At 69.9% G+C, this 19,797-nt stretch carries 17 protein-coding genes; 10 read left to right on the plus strand and 7 right to left on the minus strand.

Translation table 11 applies throughout. The annotated features are described in order from the left end of the window. The first annotated feature begins 131 nt into the window (after positions 1–131). From BLU84_RS11220 to BLU84_RS11230, 3 genes are all read left to right on the plus strand, one after another. The gene (locus BLU84_RS11220) at positions 132–1,580 is read left to right on the plus strand and encodes a Y-family DNA polymerase (RefSeq protein ID WP_074866816.1); all 1,449 of its coding nucleotides are present in this window, start codon (positions 132–134) and stop codon (positions 1,578–1,580) included. Further along, complete coding sequence (locus BLU84_RS11225; protein WP_074866819.1) at positions 1,577–4,729, plus strand: error-prone DNA polymerase; 3,153 nt, start codon at positions 1,577–1,579, stop codon at positions 4,727–4,729. The genes BLU84_RS11220 and BLU84_RS11225 overlap by 4 nt, the downstream gene beginning before the upstream one ends. 268 nt (positions 4,730–4,997) lie before the next feature. Beyond that, positions 4,998–5,261 (plus strand): hypothetical protein, encoded by a 264-nt coding sequence (locus tag BLU84_RS11230; protein WP_074866821.1) that lies wholly within the window; start codon positions 4,998–5,000, stop codon positions 5,259–5,261. Between the two features lie 99 nt (positions 5,262–5,360). On the opposite strand, the gene BLU84_RS11235 is transcribed toward BLU84_RS11230, so the two are convergent. The 3 genes from BLU84_RS11235 to BLU84_RS11245 all read right to left on the minus strand — a co-directional run bounded on the left by BLU84_RS11235 (position 5,361) and on the right by BLU84_RS11245 (position 7,538). Then, the gene (locus BLU84_RS11235; protein WP_074866825.1) at positions 5,361–5,903 is read right to left on the minus strand and encodes a response regulator transcription factor; all 543 of its coding nucleotides are present in this window, start codon (positions 5,901–5,903) and stop codon (positions 5,361–5,363) included. After that, entirely contained in the window at positions 5,900–7,108 is a 1,209-nt protein-coding gene (locus tag BLU84_RS11240; protein ID WP_074866829.1) for an ATP-binding protein, read from the minus strand. Before BLU84_RS11240 ends, BLU84_RS11235 begins: the two co-directional genes overlap by 4 nt. 130 nt (positions 7,109–7,238) lie before the next feature. Further along, positions 7,239–7,538, minus strand: coding sequence for a DUF6506 family protein (locus BLU84_RS11245; RefSeq protein WP_074866831.1), 300 nt, complete (start codon positions 7,536–7,538; stop codon positions 7,239–7,241). Between the two features lie 347 nt (positions 7,539–7,885). Between BLU84_RS11245 and BLU84_RS11250 the strand changes: the two genes are divergently transcribed. After that, positions 7,886–8,311 carry a hypothetical protein gene (locus BLU84_RS11250; protein ID WP_139174932.1) on the plus strand — a complete coding sequence of 142 codons (426 nt, stop codon included), beginning with the start codon at positions 7,886–7,888 and terminating at the stop codon, positions 8,309–8,311. A 335-nt stretch (positions 8,312–8,646) separates the two neighbouring features. Beyond that, positions 8,647–9,072, plus strand: coding sequence for a hypothetical protein (locus tag BLU84_RS11255; protein WP_074866837.1), 426 nt, complete (start codon positions 8,647–8,649; stop codon positions 9,070–9,072). Between the two features lie 112 nt (positions 9,073–9,184). On the opposite strand, the gene BLU84_RS11260 is transcribed toward BLU84_RS11255, so the two are convergent. Beyond that, on the minus strand, positions 9,185–11,944 hold the full coding sequence (locus tag BLU84_RS11260; RefSeq protein WP_074866840.1) for a TonB-dependent receptor plug domain-containing protein: 2,760 nt from the start codon (positions 11,942–11,944) through the stop codon (positions 9,185–9,187). 84 nt (positions 11,945–12,028) lie between these two features. On the opposite strand from BLU84_RS11260, the gene BLU84_RS26390 reads away from it, so the two are divergent. The 3 genes from BLU84_RS26390 to BLU84_RS11275 all read left to right on the plus strand — a co-directional run bounded on the left by BLU84_RS26390 (position 12,029) and on the right by BLU84_RS11275 (position 15,672). Continuing rightward, a complete protein-coding gene (locus BLU84_RS26390; RefSeq protein WP_139174933.1) occupies positions 12,029–12,319 on the plus strand; it encodes a hypothetical protein in 291 nt (96 codons plus the stop codon). A 131-nt stretch (positions 12,320–12,450) separates the two neighbouring features. Next, a complete protein-coding gene (locus BLU84_RS11265; RefSeq protein ID WP_074866843.1) occupies positions 12,451–14,223 on the plus strand; it encodes a DUF1800 domain-containing protein in 1,773 nt (590 codons plus the stop codon). Between the two features lie 12 nt (positions 14,224–14,235). Beyond that, positions 14,236–15,672 (plus strand): DUF1501 domain-containing protein, encoded by a 1,437-nt coding sequence (locus tag BLU84_RS11275; protein ID WP_083382552.1) that lies wholly within the window; start codon positions 14,236–14,238, stop codon positions 15,670–15,672. 43 nt (positions 15,673–15,715) lie between these two features. On the opposite strand, the gene BLU84_RS11280 is transcribed toward BLU84_RS11275, so the two are convergent. Then, positions 15,716–16,747, minus strand: coding sequence for an alcohol dehydrogenase catalytic domain-containing protein (locus tag BLU84_RS11280; RefSeq protein WP_211664527.1), 1,032 nt, complete (start codon positions 16,745–16,747; stop codon positions 15,716–15,718). A gap of 90 nt (positions 16,748–16,837) precedes the next feature. Between BLU84_RS11280 and BLU84_RS11285 the strand changes: the two genes are divergently transcribed. Further along, positions 16,838–17,779 (plus strand): LysR family transcriptional regulator, encoded by a 942-nt coding sequence (locus BLU84_RS11285; RefSeq protein ID WP_074866845.1) that lies wholly within the window; start codon positions 16,838–16,840, stop codon positions 17,777–17,779. Between the two features lie 67 nt (positions 17,780–17,846). Here the strand turns inward: BLU84_RS11285 and BLU84_RS11290 are convergent, their stop codons facing one another. Then, the gene (locus BLU84_RS11290) at positions 17,847–18,755 is read right to left on the minus strand and encodes a LysR family transcriptional regulator (protein WP_074866848.1); all 909 of its coding nucleotides are present in this window, start codon (positions 18,753–18,755) and stop codon (positions 17,847–17,849) included. Between the two features lie 154 nt (positions 18,756–18,909). On the opposite strand from BLU84_RS11290, the gene BLU84_RS11295 reads away from it, so the two are divergent. Further along, positions 18,910–19,662: an SDR family oxidoreductase gene (locus tag BLU84_RS11295; RefSeq protein ID WP_074866851.1), complete on the plus strand. Its 753-nt coding sequence runs from the start codon at positions 18,910–18,912 to the stop codon at positions 19,660–19,662. On the opposite strand, the gene BLU84_RS28560 is transcribed toward BLU84_RS11295, so the two are convergent. Continuing rightward, a complete protein-coding gene (locus BLU84_RS28560; RefSeq protein ID WP_425479376.1) occupies positions 19,640–19,795 on the minus strand; it encodes a DUF6053 domain-containing protein in 156 nt (51 codons plus the stop codon). The genes BLU84_RS11295 and BLU84_RS28560 overlap by 23 nt on opposite strands. Between the last annotated feature and the right edge of the window lie 2 nt (positions 19,796–19,797).

Here is a 19,797-nt window from a genome sequence, read left to right on the forward strand (position 1 = left end):
GCTTCGCGCCAAGGCCGCCAGGCCCGAGACAGTGCGCGCCGATGCCGCGAACGATCCGCCCGCCGCGGTCGAAGCTGTCGCAGCGCGCACGGTCGCGACGCTGCCGCCGCTGCAGCGCTGATTCCGCCGCCATGCGCTGGGCCTGCCTGCTGCTGCCGCAATTGGCGATGGACGTGGTCCTGCGCCAACACCCCGATCCCGACCGCCCGCTGGTCCTGGTCGAAGGCCCGCACGCGCGCCGTCGCCTGCACTCGGTCAACGCCGCCGCGCGCGCGCTCGGATTGCGGCCCGGACTGTCGCTGGTCGCCGCGCAGGCCATCGCCGACGGCGTGCAGACCGCCGAATTCGACCCGCAGGCGGCCGAGCGCGCGCGCCAATTGCTCGCCGCCTGGGCCTATCGCTACAGCTCGCAGGTCAGCGCCGATTTCGCCCACGCCCTGGTGCTGGAAATCGCCGGCAGCCGGCGCCTGTTCGGCGCCTGGCCGCAACTGCGCCAGCGTTTGAACGCGGAACTGGCCGAACTCGGCTTCCGCCACCGCATGGCCGCCGCGCCCAACCCGTTCGCCGCGCGCGCGCTGACCAATGTCGGCGACGGCCTGTTCTTCGACGACGACCTGCTGCTGCCGGCGCTGGCCAAGCTGCCGATCGAGCGCAGCGGCCTCGACCCGGCCACGGTGCAGGCGCTGCAACGCATGGGCCTGCGCAAGCTCGGCGCGGTGTTCTCTCTGCCGCGCGCGCCGCTGGCGCGCCGCTTCGGCCCGGACCTGCTGCTGCGCCTGGACGCGCTGCGCGGCGCGGCCGAGCCGCCGCTGAGCTTCTACCAACCCCCCGACGCCTTCGATGCGCGCATCGAGCTCGGCCACGAAGCCGAATCCAGCCAGGCGCTGCTGTTCCCGCTGCGCCGCCTCACCGCCGACCTGGCCGCGTACCTGTCCGGCCGCGACGGCGGCGTGGCCCGGTTCAAGCTGCTGCTCGAACACGAGCGCCACAGCCACCGAGAGCAGCACCCGCCGAGCGAAATCGCGGTCGGCCTGCTCGCGCCGGAGCGCGAAGCGGCGATGCTGTTCGAACTCGCGCGCGGCCGCCTGCAGCACGCGCAACTGCCGGCGCCGGTGGTGGCGCTGCGCCTGCTCGCCGAAGAACTGCCGCCGTTCGTGCCGGCCGCGCGCGACCTGTTCGACCCGCGCCCGCAACAGGCGCTGCCGTGGGCGCAGTTGCGCGAGCGCCTGCGCGCGCGGCTGGGCGACGAGCGCGTGCATGGGCTGGCCGCGCACGCCGACCATCGGCCCGAACGCGCCTGGCAAGCCGTGCTGGGCGATGCGCCGGCCGCGCGCGGCAAAGCGCCGCCGCCCGCGCAACCGCCACCGCGCCCGGGCTGGCTGCTGGCCGAACCCGAACCGCTGCGCGACGCGGTCGCGCGCATCCTCGCCGGGCCGGAGCGGATCGAATCGGGCTGGTGGGACCAGGACGAAGTACGCCGCGACTACTACCTGGTAGAAACCGCGCGCGGCCAACGCGCCTGGGCCTACCGCGACGCCGGCGGCGACGGCGCGCTGACCGTGCACGGCTGGTTCGCATGAGCGCGTCGACGCCCGCCCGCGACGCGCGCGGCGACGCCGCGCTGCCCGACTACGCCGAACTGCATTGCCTGTCGGCCTTTAGTTTCCAGCGCGGGGCGTCCATTGCCGACGAGTTGTTCGACCGCGCCCACGCGCTGGGCTACCGCGCGCTGGCGATCACCGACGAATGCACGTTGGCCGGGATCGTGCGCGCGTGGCAGGCGGCGCGGCGCACCGGCCTGGCCTTGATCGTCGGCAGCGAGATCCGCATCCACGACGGGCCCAAGCTGGTCCTGCTGGTCGCCGACAGCGCCGGTTATGCCGATCTGTGCGGATTGATCACTCAGGCACGGCGGCGCGCAGCGAAGGGCGAATACCTGAGCCTGCGCGAGGATTTCGACGCGCGCAGCGATCATCTGCTGGCGCTGTGGGTGCCCGACGGCGACGCCCACGACGAGGAACACGCGCAATGGCTGCGCGCGCGCTTCGGCGACCGCCTATGGCTCGCAGTGGAACTGCACCGCGGCCCCGACGACGACGCGCGGCTGGCCGCATTGACCGCGCTGGCGCGCCGCCACGGCCTGCTCGCGGTGGCCGCCGGCGACGCGCACATGCACGAACGCGCGCGCCGGCCGCTGCAGGACGTACTGACCGCGGTGCGCCACCGCACCACCGTGGCCGAGGCCGGAGCCAAGTTGTTCCCCAACGGCGAACGCCATCTGCGCATCCGTCGCGCGCTGCAGGCGATCTATCCGACGCCGTTGCTGGTGCAGACCGTGCGTATCGCCGACTTGTGCGCGGGCTTCGACCTCAAGCGCGGCATCGATTATCAATACCCGCACGAGTTGGTCCCGGCCGGGGAGACGCCGAAAAGCTGGCTGCCCAAGCTGGTCGCCGAAGGTGCGGGCAAGCGCTGGCCGCGAGGCGTGCCGGCCGACTCGCAGCGGCAGATCGAACACGAACTCGACATCATCGGCCGGCTCGACTACGAATCGTATTTCCTCACCGTGCACGACATCGTGCGTTTCGCCCGCGAGCAGAACATCCTGTGCCAAGGCCGCGGCTCGGCGGCCAATTCCACCGTCTGTTTCGCCTTGGGCATCACCGAGATCGACCCGACCCGAATGGGCATGCTGTTCGAGCGCTTCATGTCGGTCGAGCGCAACGAGCCGCCCGATATAGACGTCGATTTCGAGCACGAGCGGCGCGAAGACGTCCTGCAATACGTATTCAACCGCTACGGCCGCGACCGCGCCGCGCTGACCGCGGTCGCGATCAGCTATCGCGGCCGCAGCGCCGTGCGCGATGTGGCCTCGGCGCTGGGCATGCCACAGGACCAGATCGCCGAACTGGCGCGTACGCTCGACCGCTGGAGCCAGGACGTGCCGCTGGCCGAACACATCCGCGAACGCGGCATGGACCCCGACTCGCCGCTGCTGCGCAACATCCTGGCGTTGAGCCTGATCCTGGTGCAGCAGGCGTTTCCGCGCCATCTTTCGCAGCATCCGGGCGGCTTCGTCGTGTCCGAGCGGCCGCTGCACACGCTGGTTCCGGTAGAGAACGCGGCGATGGACAACCGCACCATCGTGCAATGGGACAAGGACGATCTCGATGCGATGGGGCTGCTGAAAGTCGACTGCCTCGCGCTGGGCATGCTGACGGCGATCCGCAAAGTGTTCGCCCTGCTCGACGCGCACGGAGTTCATGGGCTGGACATGCCGAGCATCCTGGAAAAGCCCGACGACAGCGAGGTCTACGACATGATCTGCGACGCCGACACCATCGGCGTGTTCCAGATCGAATCGCGGGCGCAGATGTCGATGCTGCCCAGGCTCAGGCCGCGCAAGTTCTACGATCTGGTGATCGAGATCGCGATCGTCCGGCCAGGGCCGATCCAGGGCGACATGGTCAATCCGTATCTGCGCCGCCGCCAGGGCCTGGAGCCCATCGAGTATCCGTCCGCGGAGCTGGAGACCGTGCTCAACCGTACCTTCGGCGTGCCCTTGTTCCAGGAGCAGGTCATGCAGATCGCAATGGTCGCCGCGGACTACACGGCCGGCGAGGCCGACCAGTTGCGCCGCTGCATGGCGGCCTGGAAGCGACACGGCGGCCTCGAACCGCATCGCGACAAACTGTTCGCCGGAATGATGAAGAACGGCTACAGCGAAGACTTCGCCCACCGCATCTTCGAACAGATCAAAGGCTTCGGCAGCTACGGCTTCCCGGAATCCCACGCCGCCAGTTTCGCCCTGCTCGCCTACGTCAGCTGCTGGCTCAAGCACTACCACCCCGCCGCCTTCGCCTGCGGCATCATCAACTCGATGCCGATGGGCTTCTACACCCACGGCCAGATCCTTCACGACGTGCGCCGCAAGGGCGTCACCATCCTGCCGGTGGACGTGCGCTACAGCGATTGGGACTGCACCCTGGAAGCCCTGCCCGGCCGCGGCGAACGCAAGCACCCGCACGCGATCCGCATGGGCCTGCGCCTGGTCAACGGCTTCGACGAGGCCTCCGCCGACCGCATCAGCGACGCGCGCGCGCAGGCCTCGTGGCGCGATGTCGACGACCTGTGCGAGCGCGCCGGGCTGGACGCGCGCGTGCGCGCCGTGCTCGCCGATGCCGGCGCGTTGCGCGCGTTGGCCGGGCATCGCCATCGCGCGCGCTGGGCGGTGGCCGGGGTCGACACGCAACTGCCGCTGTTCGCCGGCGTCGCCCGCGCCGAAGCGCAGGTCGCGCTGCCGCTGCCGAGCGCCGGCGAGGACGTGCAGGCCGACTACGCGCTGCTGGGCACCACGCTCGGCCCGCATCCGCTGGCGCTGCTGCGCAGCGCGCTGCACGCGCGGCGCTGCCGGCGTTCCTCGCAGCTCAAGAGCGTCGAACACGGCCGCAACGTGCGTTTCGCCGGGCTGGTGACGGTGCGCCAGCATCCGGAGACCGCCAGCGGAGTGACCTTCCTGAGCCTGGAAGACGAGGACGGCATGGTCAACGCAGTGGTCTGGCGCGATCTGGCCCAACGCCAGCGGCGGGTGCTGGTGGAAGCGCGGCTGATGGCCATCGACGGCAAGCTCGAACGCGTCGATGGCGTGCAGCACATCGTGGTGTCGCGGATGGAGGACCTGACGCCGCTGCTGGGCTCGCTGGCGACGCATTCGCGCGATTTCCATTGAGGCCGCGTCCGACGCCCGATCCAAGCCGGGCGCATCCAATCGCGCCGCGCTGCATCGAGCCGAATCGAATGCGGTTGGAACGGCTCGAACGCTGCGCGCCGAGCCGTGGCAACCATGAAAGACATGCAAACAATGCAATAAGACATGCACAGGCACATTCAATACGTGCGAACGCCGATAATCTTTTCCGCGCTCACTTGAATTTAACCCGCGCCCGTTTCGCCGCGGCTAGGATGCCCGAACACCACGAACACAAGGACCCGAGTTCATGAAGAAGTTCCCCTGCCTCGCTCTAGCCGCGCTCATCCTCGTCGCCAGCGCCCCCGCACTGGCCGAAGTCGGCAACCTCAACAACACCGGCTACGGCGCGACCAAGGCCGATGCGGAAGCCAAGGCCAAGAAGAATCTCGAAGAAGCTTGCCGCTCGCGCAACGGAAAGATCGTCGAGGGCTCGTTCAAGGTCACCTTCGACAAGCCCCTGACCAACGGCCAGCATTATGTGGACGCGACCATGCAATGCGACATTCCGTAAAACCGATACCGACGAAGCCAACGACGCGCCGAAAGCGCTGAAACGACGAGGCCCCGCAAGCGCTTGCGGGGCCTCGTCGTTTTATCCGCGCCGAGCGCCCTACTCCGGCCGTTCCTTGACCGGCCGCTTGGCCAGCTTGCGCTGCAGCGTGCGCCGGTCGACACCGAGCACGCGCGCGGCCTGGGAGACGTTGCCGCCGCATTCGGCCAGCACCCGCTGCATGTGCTCCCAGCCTTGCCGGCGCAGCGACACCGGCGCCGCCGGCGGCGGTGCGGCGTCTTCGCCGGGCGCTTCGAACGACTGCGCCAGGGCGTCGATGTCGAACGGCTTGGGCAGGTAGTTCCAGGCGCCGCGGCGCATCGCATCGACCGCGGTGGCGATGCTGGCGTAGCCGGTGGCCAGAACGATGCGCGCCTGCGGGCAGAGCCTGCGCAGTTCGCCGATCAGCAGCAGGCCGTTGTCGGCGCCGAGCTTGAGGTCGAGCACGATGCCGTCCGGCGCGAACGCTTCGACCGCTGCCAGCGCGCTGGCGGCGTCGTGGCGCGCCTGCACCTCGATGCCGCGGCGCGCGAGCAAGCGCGCCAGCACCTGGCAGAACGCCAGGTCGTCGTCGACCAGCAGGATGCGCGCGGGCAGGCTCATGCCGCGTCCTCCGCCGCCAGCGGCAGTTCGACTTCGGTGACGCAGCCGCCGCCCTCGCGCTCGCTCTGCTTCACCGTGCCGCGGCTGCGCTCGATGCTGGAGCGCGAGATCATCAGGCCGATGCCCAGGCCGGTGCCCTCGCCGTCGCGGCGCGGTTTGGCGATGCGCGCCGGGCCCGCGCCGCGGTCGCGGATGGCGATGTTGAGCCGGCCTTCGCGCAGCGAGGTGTCCACCTCCACCGGCTCGTCGACGCCGGCCGCGGCATTGGCATCGGCGGCGTTGTTGATGAGGTTGATCAGCGCCTGTTGCAGGCCGGCGTCGATCCGCACCCGCCGCTGCGCCGCGCCGCCGGCGAAACGCGCGGTGGCGTTGGGCCGCAGCAGCCGCCAGCGGTCGACGCAGGCGTGGACGAACTCGTCGGCCGCCTCGACCGTGCTCTCGCCGGCCGCGCCGCGGCGGGCCATGTCGGCCAGCGCGCGCACGTGGTCGCGGCAGTGCGCGAGCTGCGAGCGCAGCAGTTCGATGTCCTCGCGCGGCGGCGGATGATCGCCGCCGAGCCAGTCGTCGACCAGCAGGCCCATCGTCGCCAGCGGCGTGTTGAGTTCGTGCGCGGTGCCGGCGGCGAGCGAGCCCAGCGCCGACAGCGATTCGTCGCGGATCGCGCGTTCGCGCGCCTCCGACAGGCGCCGGCGCTGCTCGCGCACGATGGTCATGAACCGGCTCAGGACCACTGCCATGATTCCGGCCGAAAGCAGGAAGTTGACCCACATGCCGGTGACGTGCAGCTGGAAATCGCTGCCGTGCAGGTGCGGCAGCTCGAGGTGGTGGCCCATCAGCCAGGTGTACAGCGCTGCGGTCAGCACGGTCAGGCCGAGCATCGGCGCGATGTCCAGGCCGATCGCCGCCAGCGCCACCGGCACCAGGTACAGCGACACGAACGGATTGGCCGGGCCGCCGGAGAAATACAGCAGCGCGGTCAGCGCCAGCAGGTCCACCAGCAGTTGCAGCGCCAGCGCGCGCGGGCCGGCGTCGCGGTGCGCGAGCCACCACCAGTGGCTGAGCACGTTGAACAGCAGCAGCCCGGCCGAGATCGACAGCAGCTCCCGGGTCGGGATCGGCAGGCCCAGGCGCTGGGCGACGAACACCACGGTCAGCATCTGGCCGGCTACCGACAGATAGCGCAGGTAGATCAGCAGTTGCAGCACGGGCGGGCCTCGGCGGTCGAACGCGCGATTATCGCACCGCGCCGCCGATGCGGGCTGCGGCAACCCGCCGCGGTGCGCGAGCCGGTTCGGGCCGGATTTCGCAGCGGGCGTCGGGTCGCGCGGGGCCGAATCAGCCGGAAACGAGCCTGGCCAGGGCCGCGATCGATTGCCCGCCCGCATAGCCCACGGTCCCGACCGGCACGCGGCCCTGGGTGGCTTCGACGACCCGCCCGGCCCACACCGGCTCGAAGCCGCCGCACAGTTCGATGAACTGCGCGCCCTCGGCGACCAGGTCGAGCGCCGCCTGCACCACCGCGGCCTGCTCCGGCACCGCGACCACGATGCTGCGCACGCCGTCGCGCGCGATGTCCATGCGGTCGGTCTTAGGATCGGTCTGCGGCGCTTCGAAAATGAATGCCCAAGTGATCATTGGCGGAACCTTCGTCGGTGGGATGCGTATCGGTCCGCGACCTGCGGCCGCGGCCGTGTTCGACGCCCAGCATGGGCCGCGCGGAGCGCGCGATCATGTGCCGAACGTCGAAACCGGCATTCGCTTCGCGGCGCGGGCGCGAGCCGGCGCGTGGATGCTGCGAGCGCCCGCGCCGGATCGTGCTGCGGCGCGGCGCGAAACCCGACCGCCGCCGCATTTTTTCGCGCCGTGCGCCGACGCAGCGGCGGCCGCGCCTGTCAATAACGACACTGCGCCGCGTCGCGCCGATGTGCGGCCTAAGCTTCGCGATGCCAGGAATGGACTGGCGATACGCAGGAAGGACTCTCATGAAGACGATTGGATCGATGCTGGCCGGCGCCGCGGTGTGCGGCGCGTTGGCGCTGACCGCGGTCGGCGCGGCGGTGGTGCCCGCCACCGCGCAGGCTCAGGTCGCCAGCAATCCGCTGCTGTGGTGCTTCGTCGGCCCCAACGACCAGCCGGGCAACGGCCCGTTCGGCCGTTGCACCACGTTCTATCCGTCCAGCAGCTACCGCGCCGATTTCGAAGTGCGCAATCTGCCGGCCGGCAACTACAGCTATGTGTGGACCAACGAAGTCGGCATGGTGCTGCCGTGCACGACCAACCGCTGCTACGTCACCTATCGCGGCGCCGGCGGCGGGATCGTCGACTCGGTCTCGGTCACCTACACCAATCTGGCCACCGGCGAGGCCAAGACGCTGGGCCGCACGGTCGCGATCGGCGGGCCGATCTGAGATCGCCGGCGCGGCGGCGACCGGAACGCGCTTCGACGGTTACGCGCAGCCTTCGCACGGCGACACAGAAAAACGGGCCGCCAGGCCCGTTTTTCTTTCCGGCGCGGGATCGCCGCCAAGCGCGAATCGCGCCACGCCGGGCCGGCGTGCGCCGCGCAGCGCGCCATCGTGCTGCGCCGCGGCGCAAAACCGCACCGATGCCGCATTCGCGCGCGCCGGCCATCGCCGCGCGCCGCCGCCGACCTGTCGATTGCGACAGTGCGCGCCGCGCGCGACCGCACCGGCCTAAGCTCGGCCGGCCAGGAATGGACTGGCGATTCAAAGGAAGGGATGTCATGAAAACGATTGGATGGACGCTGGCCAACGCGGCGCTGTGCGGCGCGCTGGCGTTGACTGCGGTCGGCTCGGCCGTCGCTCCCGCCGCCGCGCAGGCGCAGGTCGGCCTCGGCCCGCGGCTGTGGTGCTTCGTCAGCCCGAACGACATGCCGGGCGATCCCAACTTCGGCCGCTGCGCTTCGTTCTATCCCGGCTCGCGCACCTACCGCGCCGACCTGGAAGTGCGCGGCCTGCCGGCGGGCAGCTACACCTACGTGTGGAGCAGCGAATGGGCCGGCACGCTGCCCTGCTCCACCCAGAGCTGCACCCGCACCTATCGCGGCGACTCGCCGGTCTCGGACCTGATCTCGGTGACCTACACCAACCTGGCCACCGGCGAGTCCGACACGCTGGCCAACACCGTGCAGATCAACGGGCCGATCTGAGCCGCCGCCGAGCGCCGCGGCGCCCGCTATCGATAGACGAAAAAAAGCGGGCCGAGGCCCGCTTTTTTTCGTCGTCGCGCAGCGGCGCTGCGCGACGGTCCATCCGCCCGGCTCAATCGAACTTGACGTCGTACTCCAGCCAGAACTGGCGACCGTAAGGATCGTAGTTGCCGACCGGATAGAACGGCCAGCCGCCGTTGTTGCGGTCCTGCGGCGGGTTGGAATCGCGCAGGTTGTTGACGATCAGCGACAGCGAGGAGCGGTCGCCGAACTTGTACGACACGCTGCCGTTGTACTTGGTGTACGGGGCATAGCGGCCGCTGCCGTCGCTCTTGGGCAGGCTGCCGTAGCGGAAGGCGCTGAGGTTGGTGGTCCACGGGCCGATCGACCAGGTCAGGCCGGTGTTGACCTTGCTGCGCCAGTCGCCGGCTTCCAGCGGGTCGAGGGTGTTGCGCAGGTCGATGCGCGGGTCGTCGGCGAACTGCTGGTAGTCGTGCTTGATCACCAGGGTGTAGGCGATGTTGGCGGCGAAGTCGCCGAAGCGGCCCGCGTTCCAGCGCACGTTGGTCTTCACGTCGACGCCGTCGGTGCGCTCGGAGGCGGCGTTGATCGCGTTGACCAGCACGCGCCGCACCTGGTCGGGCTGCACCGGCGCGTCGGACGGGTTGCGGATCACCCGGCTCAGCACTTCGCGGCAGTTGGCCGAGTTGATGTCGCGCGGTTCGCCGCCGAGGGTGCGGCCGAGGCGGCAGTCGGCTTCCTCGCGCAGGATGCGGCTGCTGCTGAGGTTGGTGACCTCGTCCTCCAGGCGCACGGAGTAGTAGTCCACCGACAGGTCGAAGTGCTCCGACGGCGACCACACCACGCCCAGGCCGTAAGACTTGCCGTTCTCCGGCTTGAGATTGGTGTTGCCGTTGCTGGTGTAGTCGATCGCCAGGCCGGAGAAATCGCAATCGTCGTAGGCCTGGCCGGCGGTGCGGCAGCGCCAGTAGTCGGTCATGCCCGGGTTATAGCCGCGGGTTTCGGCGGCGAAGATGTAGTTCATGTCCGGCGCGCGGAAGCTGGTGGCGGCGGTGGCGCGCAGCAGCAAGGTATCGGTCGGACGGTATTCCAGGCCAGCGTTCCAGGTCGCCTTGCCCGACTTGCGCCCGGCGAAGCGGAACTCGTCGTAGCGCGCGGCGGCCGAGGCGGTCAGCGTGCTGAAGATCGGGATGCTGAGCTCGGCGCCGATCGCGTAGCGGTCGCGGTCGCCGCTGGAACGCGAGCCGGCGCTGGTGTTCCAGAAGGTGCCGTCGCCCAATCGGGGATCGGGACGATTGCTATAGCCTTGGGTGCCGGCTTCGATGACGCCGGCGAAGCCGACCGAACCGGCCGGCAGGTCGAACAGGTTGCCGTTGACGCTGAAGCTCAGGTTCTGGATCCAGGCGGCGTTGACGCCTTCGTAGTAGCCGGTCAGGCGCTGGTAGTCGGCCGGCGTCAGCGGCGCGTACAGGCGCGCCGGATCGGGGTTGTAGATGCCGATCCCTGCCGCGGTGGTGCCCAGGCGCGGGCCGAGGAAGAACTCGTTGATGCCGGCCAGGAACTGGCGGCGCTTGGTCCGGTTCTCGTTGCGGCCGTGGTTGTAGGCCAGCTCGTAGTTCCAGTCGCTGTCGCCGAGCGCGCCGCGCGCGCCGACCGAGAACGCCCACGAGCGCTCCAGGAAGCGGTTGTTGTTGGCGTGGGCCGAACCGATTTCCTCCGGCGCGATGCGCCGGTACCAGATTTCGTTGAGGCCGCTGGCCTGGTTGAGGAAATAGTTGTTGTCCGAGGTCCAGCTCGGCGCGCGGGTGTTGTTCTCGATGCTGGCGATGCCCAACTGCACGTCGGCGAACAGTTCGGTGCGATCGCTCAGGTGCCAGGTCAGCAGGCCGTAGGCGTCGGCGTTCTTCTTCTGCGTCTGCACGGTCCAGAACGCCGGCGCGGCCTCGTTGCTGCCGCAGTACCAACCCTGGCGCGGGTTGTTGGCGCGGAAGGTGGTGCCGTGGTACAGGCCCGACAGGCCGCCGCAGGACGCGCCCGGATCGATGTAGCCGTTGGTGCGCGCGTTGCGGCGGAAGCCGACCTGGGTCGGGTTGATCGCCGCGCCAGTGGGATTGTCGAGCAGCGAATCCATGAAGTCGCGCTGGTCGCCCCAGATCGCCTGACGGTGCGAGAGCTCGATGCCGTAGACCGCGTCGAAGCGGTCGCTGGAATGCCCGCTCACCACCTGCAGGCGCTGGTTCTGGCCGCCGCCCTGCTCGGTGCCGCCGACGCGCACGTTGAGCTGGGTGCCTTCGAACTTCTTCTTGAGGATGAAGTTGACCACGCCGGCGACCGCGTCGGAACCGTACACCGCCGAGGCGCCGCCGCCGAGCACTTCGATGCGTTCGATCAGCGCGCTGGGAATGTTGGCGAGGTTGACGACGTTGACCGAGCCTTCGTAGGCCAGCGGATAGTCGGCCTGGCGGCGGCCGTTGATCAGCACCAGGGTGTGGTTCGGCCCCAGCCCGCGCAGGTTGAGCACGTTGGCTGCGGGCGTGAAGGTGTTGCCGAAATCCTCGCCCTGGACCACGCCGGTGTTCTGGCTCAACGCGGCGAGCGCGTCGAAGGCGCTGCGGAAACCTTGCTTGTCGATCTGCTCGGCGTTGATGACGGTGACCGGCGACGGGCCTTCCAGGCTTGCGCGCGGAATGCGCGAGCCGGTGACGACGACCTGGTCGAGCGTGGTGGCGGCGCGATCTTGCGGCGCGTCGGCCTCGGCATCGGCCGCCAGCGCGGGTGCGGCCAGCGCCGACAGCGCGAGGGCGAGAAACACGGACAACGGCCGGCGCTGCGGCCGGAACACGGCTTGCATGGGGGAAATCCTCTGCGGATGGAAGGCCCGGGGCCGCGCTTGGTGGAATCCCCTTATGCGCGCCGCGGCGATGGAGCATCTTTGTTGCTGCGCAACATGAGCAGAAATGAAGCCCGCGCATCTGCTTATGTCGTGCCGGTATTTGCTTCTTCGCATATCAGTCTGCCGCGCGCGTTGCAGCGGGCGTGTGCCGCCGCGCACGGATCGCGAACGCGCGCGAGCCGCACGGCGATGCTCTCGAAACAGCAAATGCGGCAAAGCGCACGGGCCGTGCGACACGGCGTAAGCGCAGCGCGCGTGGCCGATGTCACGCGCGAGCCGCAAAGCGTTTGGCGCCTGCGCGGCGAGGCGGCGAGAGCCAGGCGCAAACAGTGACGCCGCGCATCCGCGTTCATGGCGTTCTGTGATCCGCCGCGGACTTTGCCGCTTGCCGCCGCCCTAAGCTCGCGCCCCCGTTCGCCCGCCGTCGTCACGCCGTGTCGACGCCAGCCCAACCGGAGTGCGCCATGTCCAGCCCGCTGTCGAATTCCGAGCGCGAATCGCTGCGCCGCCATCTGCTGCAGCGCTACGGCGCGCTCGGCCGCGCCGCGCCGTCCAAGGCGGCGCGCGCCAAGCTCGCCGGCGCCAAGCTGGCGGCCGCCGGCGCCGCCGCGCCCGACGTCCACGCCGCGCCGGTCGCGACCTTGCCCAAGGATTTGCCGAAAGCGCCGTTCGCGGTGCGCGCGCTCAACAACCTCAGCTACGGCGCCACCGCGCAGAGCGTGGCCGAGTTCAACGCGCTCGGCAGCACCGGCGCGCAGCGCCTGGCCAACTGGATCGACTGGCAGCTGGATTGGTCGAACATCGACGACAGCGCGCTCGATGCGCGCCTGGCCGCGGCCGGCTACACCACGCTGGGCAAGTCGCTCCCGCAGTTGTGGGAAGACCACGTCAAGCCCAATCCGGCCTACGACATCCGCATGCGCCCGGCCTGGGAAATCCAGCGCGGCGCGCTGGTGCGCGCGGTCCACTCCAAGCGCCAGTTGCGCGAGGTGATGGTCAACTTCTGGCACGATCACTTCAACGTCACCGTCGGCGACTACGACGCCGGCCCGGTGTACGTGCACTACCAGCGCGACGTGCTGCGCCCGCACGCGTTCGGCAACTTCCGCGCGATGCTCGAGGAAGTGGCCAAGAGCACCTCGATGCTCTACTACCTCGACAACGCCGCCAACACCCGCGCCGGCCCGAACGAGAACTTCGCCCGCGAGCTGCTGGAGCTGCACACGCTCGGCGCCGAGCATTACCTGGGCTTCATGGACCCGTTCCAGGTGCCGCCGGACGCGGACGATCCGAACTATCCCTCCGGCTACACTGACATCGACGTGTACGAAACCGCGTCGGCCTTCACCGGCTGGTCGGTCAAGAACGGGCACTGGCAATACCCCAACGACAACGACGGCAGCTTCGTCTATCGCCAGGCCTGGCACGATGCCGGGCCGAAGTTCCTGCTCGGGCGCATGCTCTATCCCGAGCAACCGGCGCTTAAGGACGGACGCGATGTGCTCGACCGCCTCGCCAGCCATCCGGGCGTGGCCCGCTTCATCTGCAAGAAACTGATCCGGCGCTTCATGTCCGACACGCCCGATCCGGCGCTGGTGGCCAGCGCGGCGGCGGTGTTCCGGCAGAACTGGCAAGCGCCGGACCAGATCGCCAAGACCTTGCGCCACATCCTCAACACCGACGCCTTCATCAACGTGTGGGCGGCCAAGGCGCGGCGTCCGTTCGAAGCGGTGGCCGCGGCGATGCGCACGCTCGGCAGCGACTGGACCATCGCCGTGGGCAACGCCAAGAGCGACGAATTCGCCTGGCGCATGGGCTTCACCGGCCACGCGCCCTACGACTGGCCGGCGCCGAACGGTTATCCGGACACGCGCGAGGCGTGGTCGGGTTCCAGCAGCTATGCGATGACCTGGAAGCTGCTCAACTGGCTTACCGAAACCCAGGACAACGCGGTGCCGCTGGCGCCGATCCTGGCGACCACGCGCAGCAAGGTGCCGTCGTGGACCGCCAACGCGCTGGTCGATTACTGGTGCCAGCGCTTGCTCGGCTATCAACCGACCGCGGCGCGCAAGCAGACGCTGGTGGCGTTCATGGCCCAGAACGGCGATCCGGCGACTTACGTCATCACCGACACCAACACCTGGGCCGCCACCGACCTCAAGCGCCACTACAACCAGGAGCGGCTGCGCAGCATGGTCTCGCTGATCCTGATGTCGCCCGAATTCCTTACCCGCTGAGCAGGTGCCGCCATGACCACCCGACGCGATTTCCTCAAAGGCACCTGCGCCACCGCCGCCGCGACCGCGGTCGGCGGGCCGTCGCTGCTGTTCGCCGCGCCCGCCTTCGCCGCCGCCAACGGCCACGACACCGTCGTGCATCTGTTCCTGCGCGGCGGCCTGGACGGCCTCAACCTGGTGGTGCCGATCGACGGCGCCGACCGCACGTTCTACGAACAGGCGCGGCCCAACCTCGCCATCGCCGCGACCGGCACCTATGGCGCGCTGCCGCTGACCCTGGCCAGCGGCGGCGGCACCGGCTTCGGCCTGCATCCTTCGGCGACCGGGCTGCGCGATCTTTGGGTCGCCGGGCGGCTGGGCATCGTCCACGCCTGCGGCCTGCTGACCAGCGTCACCCGCAGCCACTTCGACGCCCAGCTCTACATCGACCTGGGCACGCCCGGCGCGCAAGGCATCGGCAGCGGCTGGATGGCGCGGGCGATGAACACCCAGCCCAACCTCAACGGCAGCGAACAATTGCCGGCGCTCGGCGTCGGCGCGCGCCAGCCGGCGGGCCTGCTGTCGTCGGTGCAGGCGCTGACCATGGCCAGCCCGTCGGACTTCGCGCTCAACGCCGGCGCGTGGTCGTGGCAGATGGCGCGCAGCGGCGCGCCGACCGGCTTTCGCGGCGTCAACGAAACCTTGGCCAGCTTGTGGACCGGTACCTCAGCGCTGGAACTCGGCGGCCAGCGCGCCGACCGCGCGCTGCAGGTGATCGCCAAGCAAAGCTACAGCGCGGTGCCGGCCGGCTGGCCGACCACGACCTTCGCCCAGCAGCTGTGGACCATCGCCCAGTCGATCCAGTTCGGCCTCGGCCTGCACTACGCCACACTCGATCTGGGCGGTTGGGACACGCACGACGGCCAGGGCACCGCCGGCAGCGGTTATCACTACTACCAGAACAAGATCGCCGAACTCTCGCAGGGCTTGTCGGCGTTCTACGCCGCGCTCGACGCCAGCGGCCACGCCGGCCGGGTGACCGTGGTGGTGCAGTCGGAATTCGGCCGGCGCGTGCGCGCGAACGCCAATGGCGGCACCGACCACGGCTACGGCAATCCGGTGCTGGTGCTCGGCGGCGCGGTCAACGGACGGCGCTTCTACGGCTCGTGGTCGGGGCTGGATCCGGAAATCCTGTCGCCGCACTTCGGCGACGTGCCGGTCACCACCGACCATCGCCAGGTGTTGGCCGAACTGCTGGTCAAGCGCATGGGCAACAGCAACCTGGCCAATGTGTTCCCCGGCTACAGCGGCTATGCGCCGATGGGCATCGTGCGCGACTTCGGCACGCTCGCGCCCAAGCCGGCGCCGGGCGCGCGGCGCTTGCCTGCGGCGCAGACGCAAGCGCCTGCGGCGAGCGAGCCCGATCTGCTCGAACGCTTGATGCGCTACGTGCAGGAACTGGTCGACTGAGCCGCGCGCGGCGCCGCCCGCAGCGGGCGGCGCCGCATCCGGGTCAAACGCTCTGGGTGGGCGTAAACACGCCGCGAAAGCGCATCCGGCCCGAGGCGAGCCGGTCGTAGGCCTCGTTGGCGCGCTCCAGCGCGAAGGTCTCGACGATCGGCTTGACCTTGCCCTGCGCGGCCAGCTCGAGCACTTCGCTCAAGTAGCGCAGTCCGCCGTGAGTCGCGCCGATCACGCGCTGGCGCATCATGTGGAACGGCACGCCTTCCGACGAGATCGAGAACGGCCGGCTGAAATCCAGGCCGCACAGCACGATGCGCCCGTCCACACGCAGGCCGGCGACGGCTTCCTGGGCCGAATCGAAGTCGTTGCTGGCGATCAGCAGCACGTCGGCGCCGCCGATCTCGCGCAATTGCTTGCCGTCGGCGACGACGTGGTCCGCACCCAATTGCCGCGCCAGCGCGTGCTTGTCCGGCGAATGGGTCAGCGCGACGGTTTCGTAGCCGCAGGCCTTGGACAGTTGCAGCGCCACATGGCCGAGCCCGCCGATGCCGAGCACGGCGATGCGTTCGTGCGGCTGCGGTTGCGCGTCGCGCAGCCCGCTCCAGGTGGTGTAGCCGGCGCACATCATCGGCGCGGCGTCGGTGTAGGCCAGGCCGTCCGGCAACAGCACCGTGCCTTCGGCCGAGATGGCGATGTATTCGGCGTGTCCGCCCTGGGCCGCGAATCCGGTGGTGCGCGGCTCCGCGCAGTTCATCGCGGTCTGGCCGCTGAGCGGACGGTTCTGGCGGCAATAGGGGCAGCGGCCGCAAGCGGACTGCACCCAGGTGGTGCCGACCCGATCGCCGACCCGGCGGCTGCGCACGCCGGCGCCGACCTCGACCACTTCGCCGACCACCTCGTGCCCCGGCGTTTGCGGATAGATGTCGCCGCCGTAGCCCTGGGTCGCCCACACATCGGTGTAGCACATGCCCGACGCGTGCACGCGCACCAGCACCTGCCCCGCTTCCAGCGCGGGCACGGGCAGGTTGCGGACCTCCCAGGGGCGGCCGGCGCCGGTCATCACGACTGCTTTCATCTCCATCGATTCGCTCCTGGGCATGGGGGTTGGCGGACCCGGCCAATCTAGGCAGCGTTGACTGGCGAAACAATCTCGCCAATCCTTGATGCTGAGATGAAAACCACTCACCAATCCAAGAGCAGCGACCTCGCCGCCTACAGCGTGTTCCTGGCGGTGGCCCACCAGCGCAGCTTCCGCGCCGCCGCGGCCGAACTGGACCTGACGCCCTCGGCGATCAGCCATTCGATCAAGGCGCTGGAGCAGCGCCTGGGCATCCGTCTATTCAACCGCACCACCCGCAGCATGGCGCTGACCGATGCCGGCGAGCGCCTGCTGGCCAAACTGCGCCCGGCGATGGCGGCGATCGAGGACGCGGTGCTGGAAATCGAAGACCACCGCGGCACGCCGAGCGGCACGGTGCGGATCAACGCCAGCGAAGGCGCGATCCGGCTGGTGCTCAAGCCGATGCTGGCGCGGTTCCTGCGCGAGCATCCGCAGGTGCATCTGGACATCGTCAGCGACGGCCGCCTCAGCGACATCGTCGGCGACGGTTTCGACGCCGGCATCCGCCTGGCCGAGGCGGTCGCCCAGGACATGGTCGCGGTCAGCGTGCTCGACCAGGTGCGCTTCGCCGCGCTCGCCTCGCCGGCCTACCTGGCCGCGCGCGGCCGGCCGCAGGTTCCGCAGGATCTGCACCAGCACGACTGCATCCGCTTCCGCTTCGAGAGCGGCGCGATCTATCGCTGGGAGTTCGAGCGCCACGGCGCGGTCGAGCGGATCAACGTCGCCGGCCCGCTGACCCTGACCGACCAGCCGCTGATGGTCGACGCGGCGATCGACGGCATCGGCATCGCCTTCGTCTCCGATCACCTCGCGGCCGAGGCGCTGCGCGAGGGCCGGCTGGAACGGGTGCTGGAGGACTGGTGCCCGCCGTCGCCGGGGCTGTGCCTGTACTACCCCGGCCACCGCCATGTCTCCTCGGGCCTGCGCGCGCTGATCGATGCGCTGGTCGAACAGCGGCCGCGGCTGTCGGCCTGGGTCGGAGCGCCGGCCTGAGGCGCGCCGCCGCGCAAGACCGCGCAAGGCCGCGCGGCCCCGCCCGGACCCGCATCGGCCGCGCGACTCACCCCACTGCGCCGAACTTGTCGGCGAACACCTGCGCCACCCAATCCACGAACGCGCGCACCCGCGGCGACAACTGCCGGTGCTGCGGATACATCGCCCAGGCCGGCACGCCGGGGCTGGCGTACTCGCCGAGCACTTCGACCAGGCGGCCGTCGTCGAGATACGCCTCCACGCCGTGGCGCGGCAACTGGATCAAACCGCAACCGCGTAGCGCCGCAGCGGCGTAGCAGGCGGCGTCGTTGACGCCGATCCAGCTATCCAACTGGTATTCGCGCAGCGCACCGTCCACCGTCAGCTCGAACGGATAACGCAGGTCGCGATCGCTGGCGAAGAAGCCGACCGCGCGGTGCGCGGCCAGCTCATCGGGATGGCGCGGCACGCCGAAGCGCTGCAGGTAATCCGGGCTGGCGCACACCACTTCGGGCATGGTCGCGATCTTGCGCGCCACCAGGGTCGAATCGCGCGGCACGCCCGAACGCACCACGCAGTCGATGCCTTCGCGCACCAGATCGACCAGACGGTCGCCGCTGCTGACTTCCAGTTCGATGCGCGGATAGCGCGCATGGAACTCGTCGATGCGCGGCAGCACGATGCCGGTGGCGTGGATGCCGTGCAGGTCGACGCGCAAGGTGCCGCGCGGATCGCGCGCGACCTGGGCCAGCGCCGCGTCGGCGTCGTCGAGCTCGGCCAGCACGTGCACGCAGCGTTCGTAGTAGGCCTGCCCGTCGAGGGTCGGCCGCACCTGCCGGGTGGTGCGTTCGAGCAGGCGCGCGCCGAGCCGCGCTTCGAGTTCCTTGATCGCGTGGGTGGCGGTGGCGCGCGGCAAATCCAGCAACGCGGCGGCGCGGGTGAAGCTGCCCAGTTCGACGATGCGGACGAACAGACGCAGGGTGTCGAGGCGGTCCATCGGCGGGCTCCGGCGGCTCGATTGTTGGCGATTTTTGAATTGTATTGCCAATCGGGCCTGATTTATCCAGCCCAACCCAACGCGCAGACTGCCTCCACCGCCGGCGCCGAGCCTCTTCGGGCCCGCCGGCCCCACCCGAAACCGGAGTCCGTCCATGTCCGCCCAGACCGCCCCTTCCCTCCCGGCCGCGCTCGTCACCGGCGCCTCGCGCGGCATCGGCCGCGCCATCGCCCTGCGCCTGGCCGCCGACGGCTACGCCGTCGCCGTCAATTACGCCGGCAATGTCGCCGCGGCCGATGCGGTGGTGGCCGAGATCGAATCCGCCGGCGGCCGCGCCGTCGCGCTGCAGGGCGATGTCGCCGACGCCGACGGCATGCGCCGCGTATTCGCCACCGCCCGCGCCGCGTTCGGCCGCCTCGACGCGGTGGTCAACAGCGCCGGGGTGATGCCCTACGTGCCGGTGCAGGGCGGCGATCTGGCCGAGTTCGACCGGGTCATCGCGACCAACCTGCGCGGCAGCTACATCGTGCTGGGGCTGGCCGCCGAACACCTCGGCGACGGCGGCCGCATCGTCGCGCTGTCGACCAGCGTGATCGGCAAGGCGTTCCCGAACTACGGCCCGTACATCGCCTCCAAGGCCGGCGTCGAAGGCCTGGTGCACGTGCTCGCCAACGAACTGCGCGGCCGCAACATCACCGTCAACGCGGTCGCGCCGGGGCCGGTGGCGACCGAGCTGTTCCTCAACGGCAAGACGCCGGAGCAGATCGCCCACTTCACTGCGCTGGCGCCGCTGGAGCGCCTGGGCACGCCGGAAGAGATCGCCTCGGCGGTGTCGTTCCTGGTCGGCGCCGACGGCGCCTGGGTCAACTCGCAGGTGCTGCGCGTCAACGGCGGCTACGTGTTCTGAGCGCGGACGCCTTCGTGATGCCCTCGCCTGCCTGCATCGAGACCTGAGCGCAAAGCGTCGGGCCTGGAAGGCCCTCCCACAGGGCAGCGGCTGTTGTAGGAGGGACTTCAGTCCCGACGCTCTCGTTCCAGATCG

The organism is Lysobacter enzymogenes (assembly GCF_900106525.1).
Lineage (GTDB): Bacteria > Pseudomonadota > Gammaproteobacteria > Xanthomonadales > Xanthomonadaceae > Lysobacter > Lysobacter enzymogenes.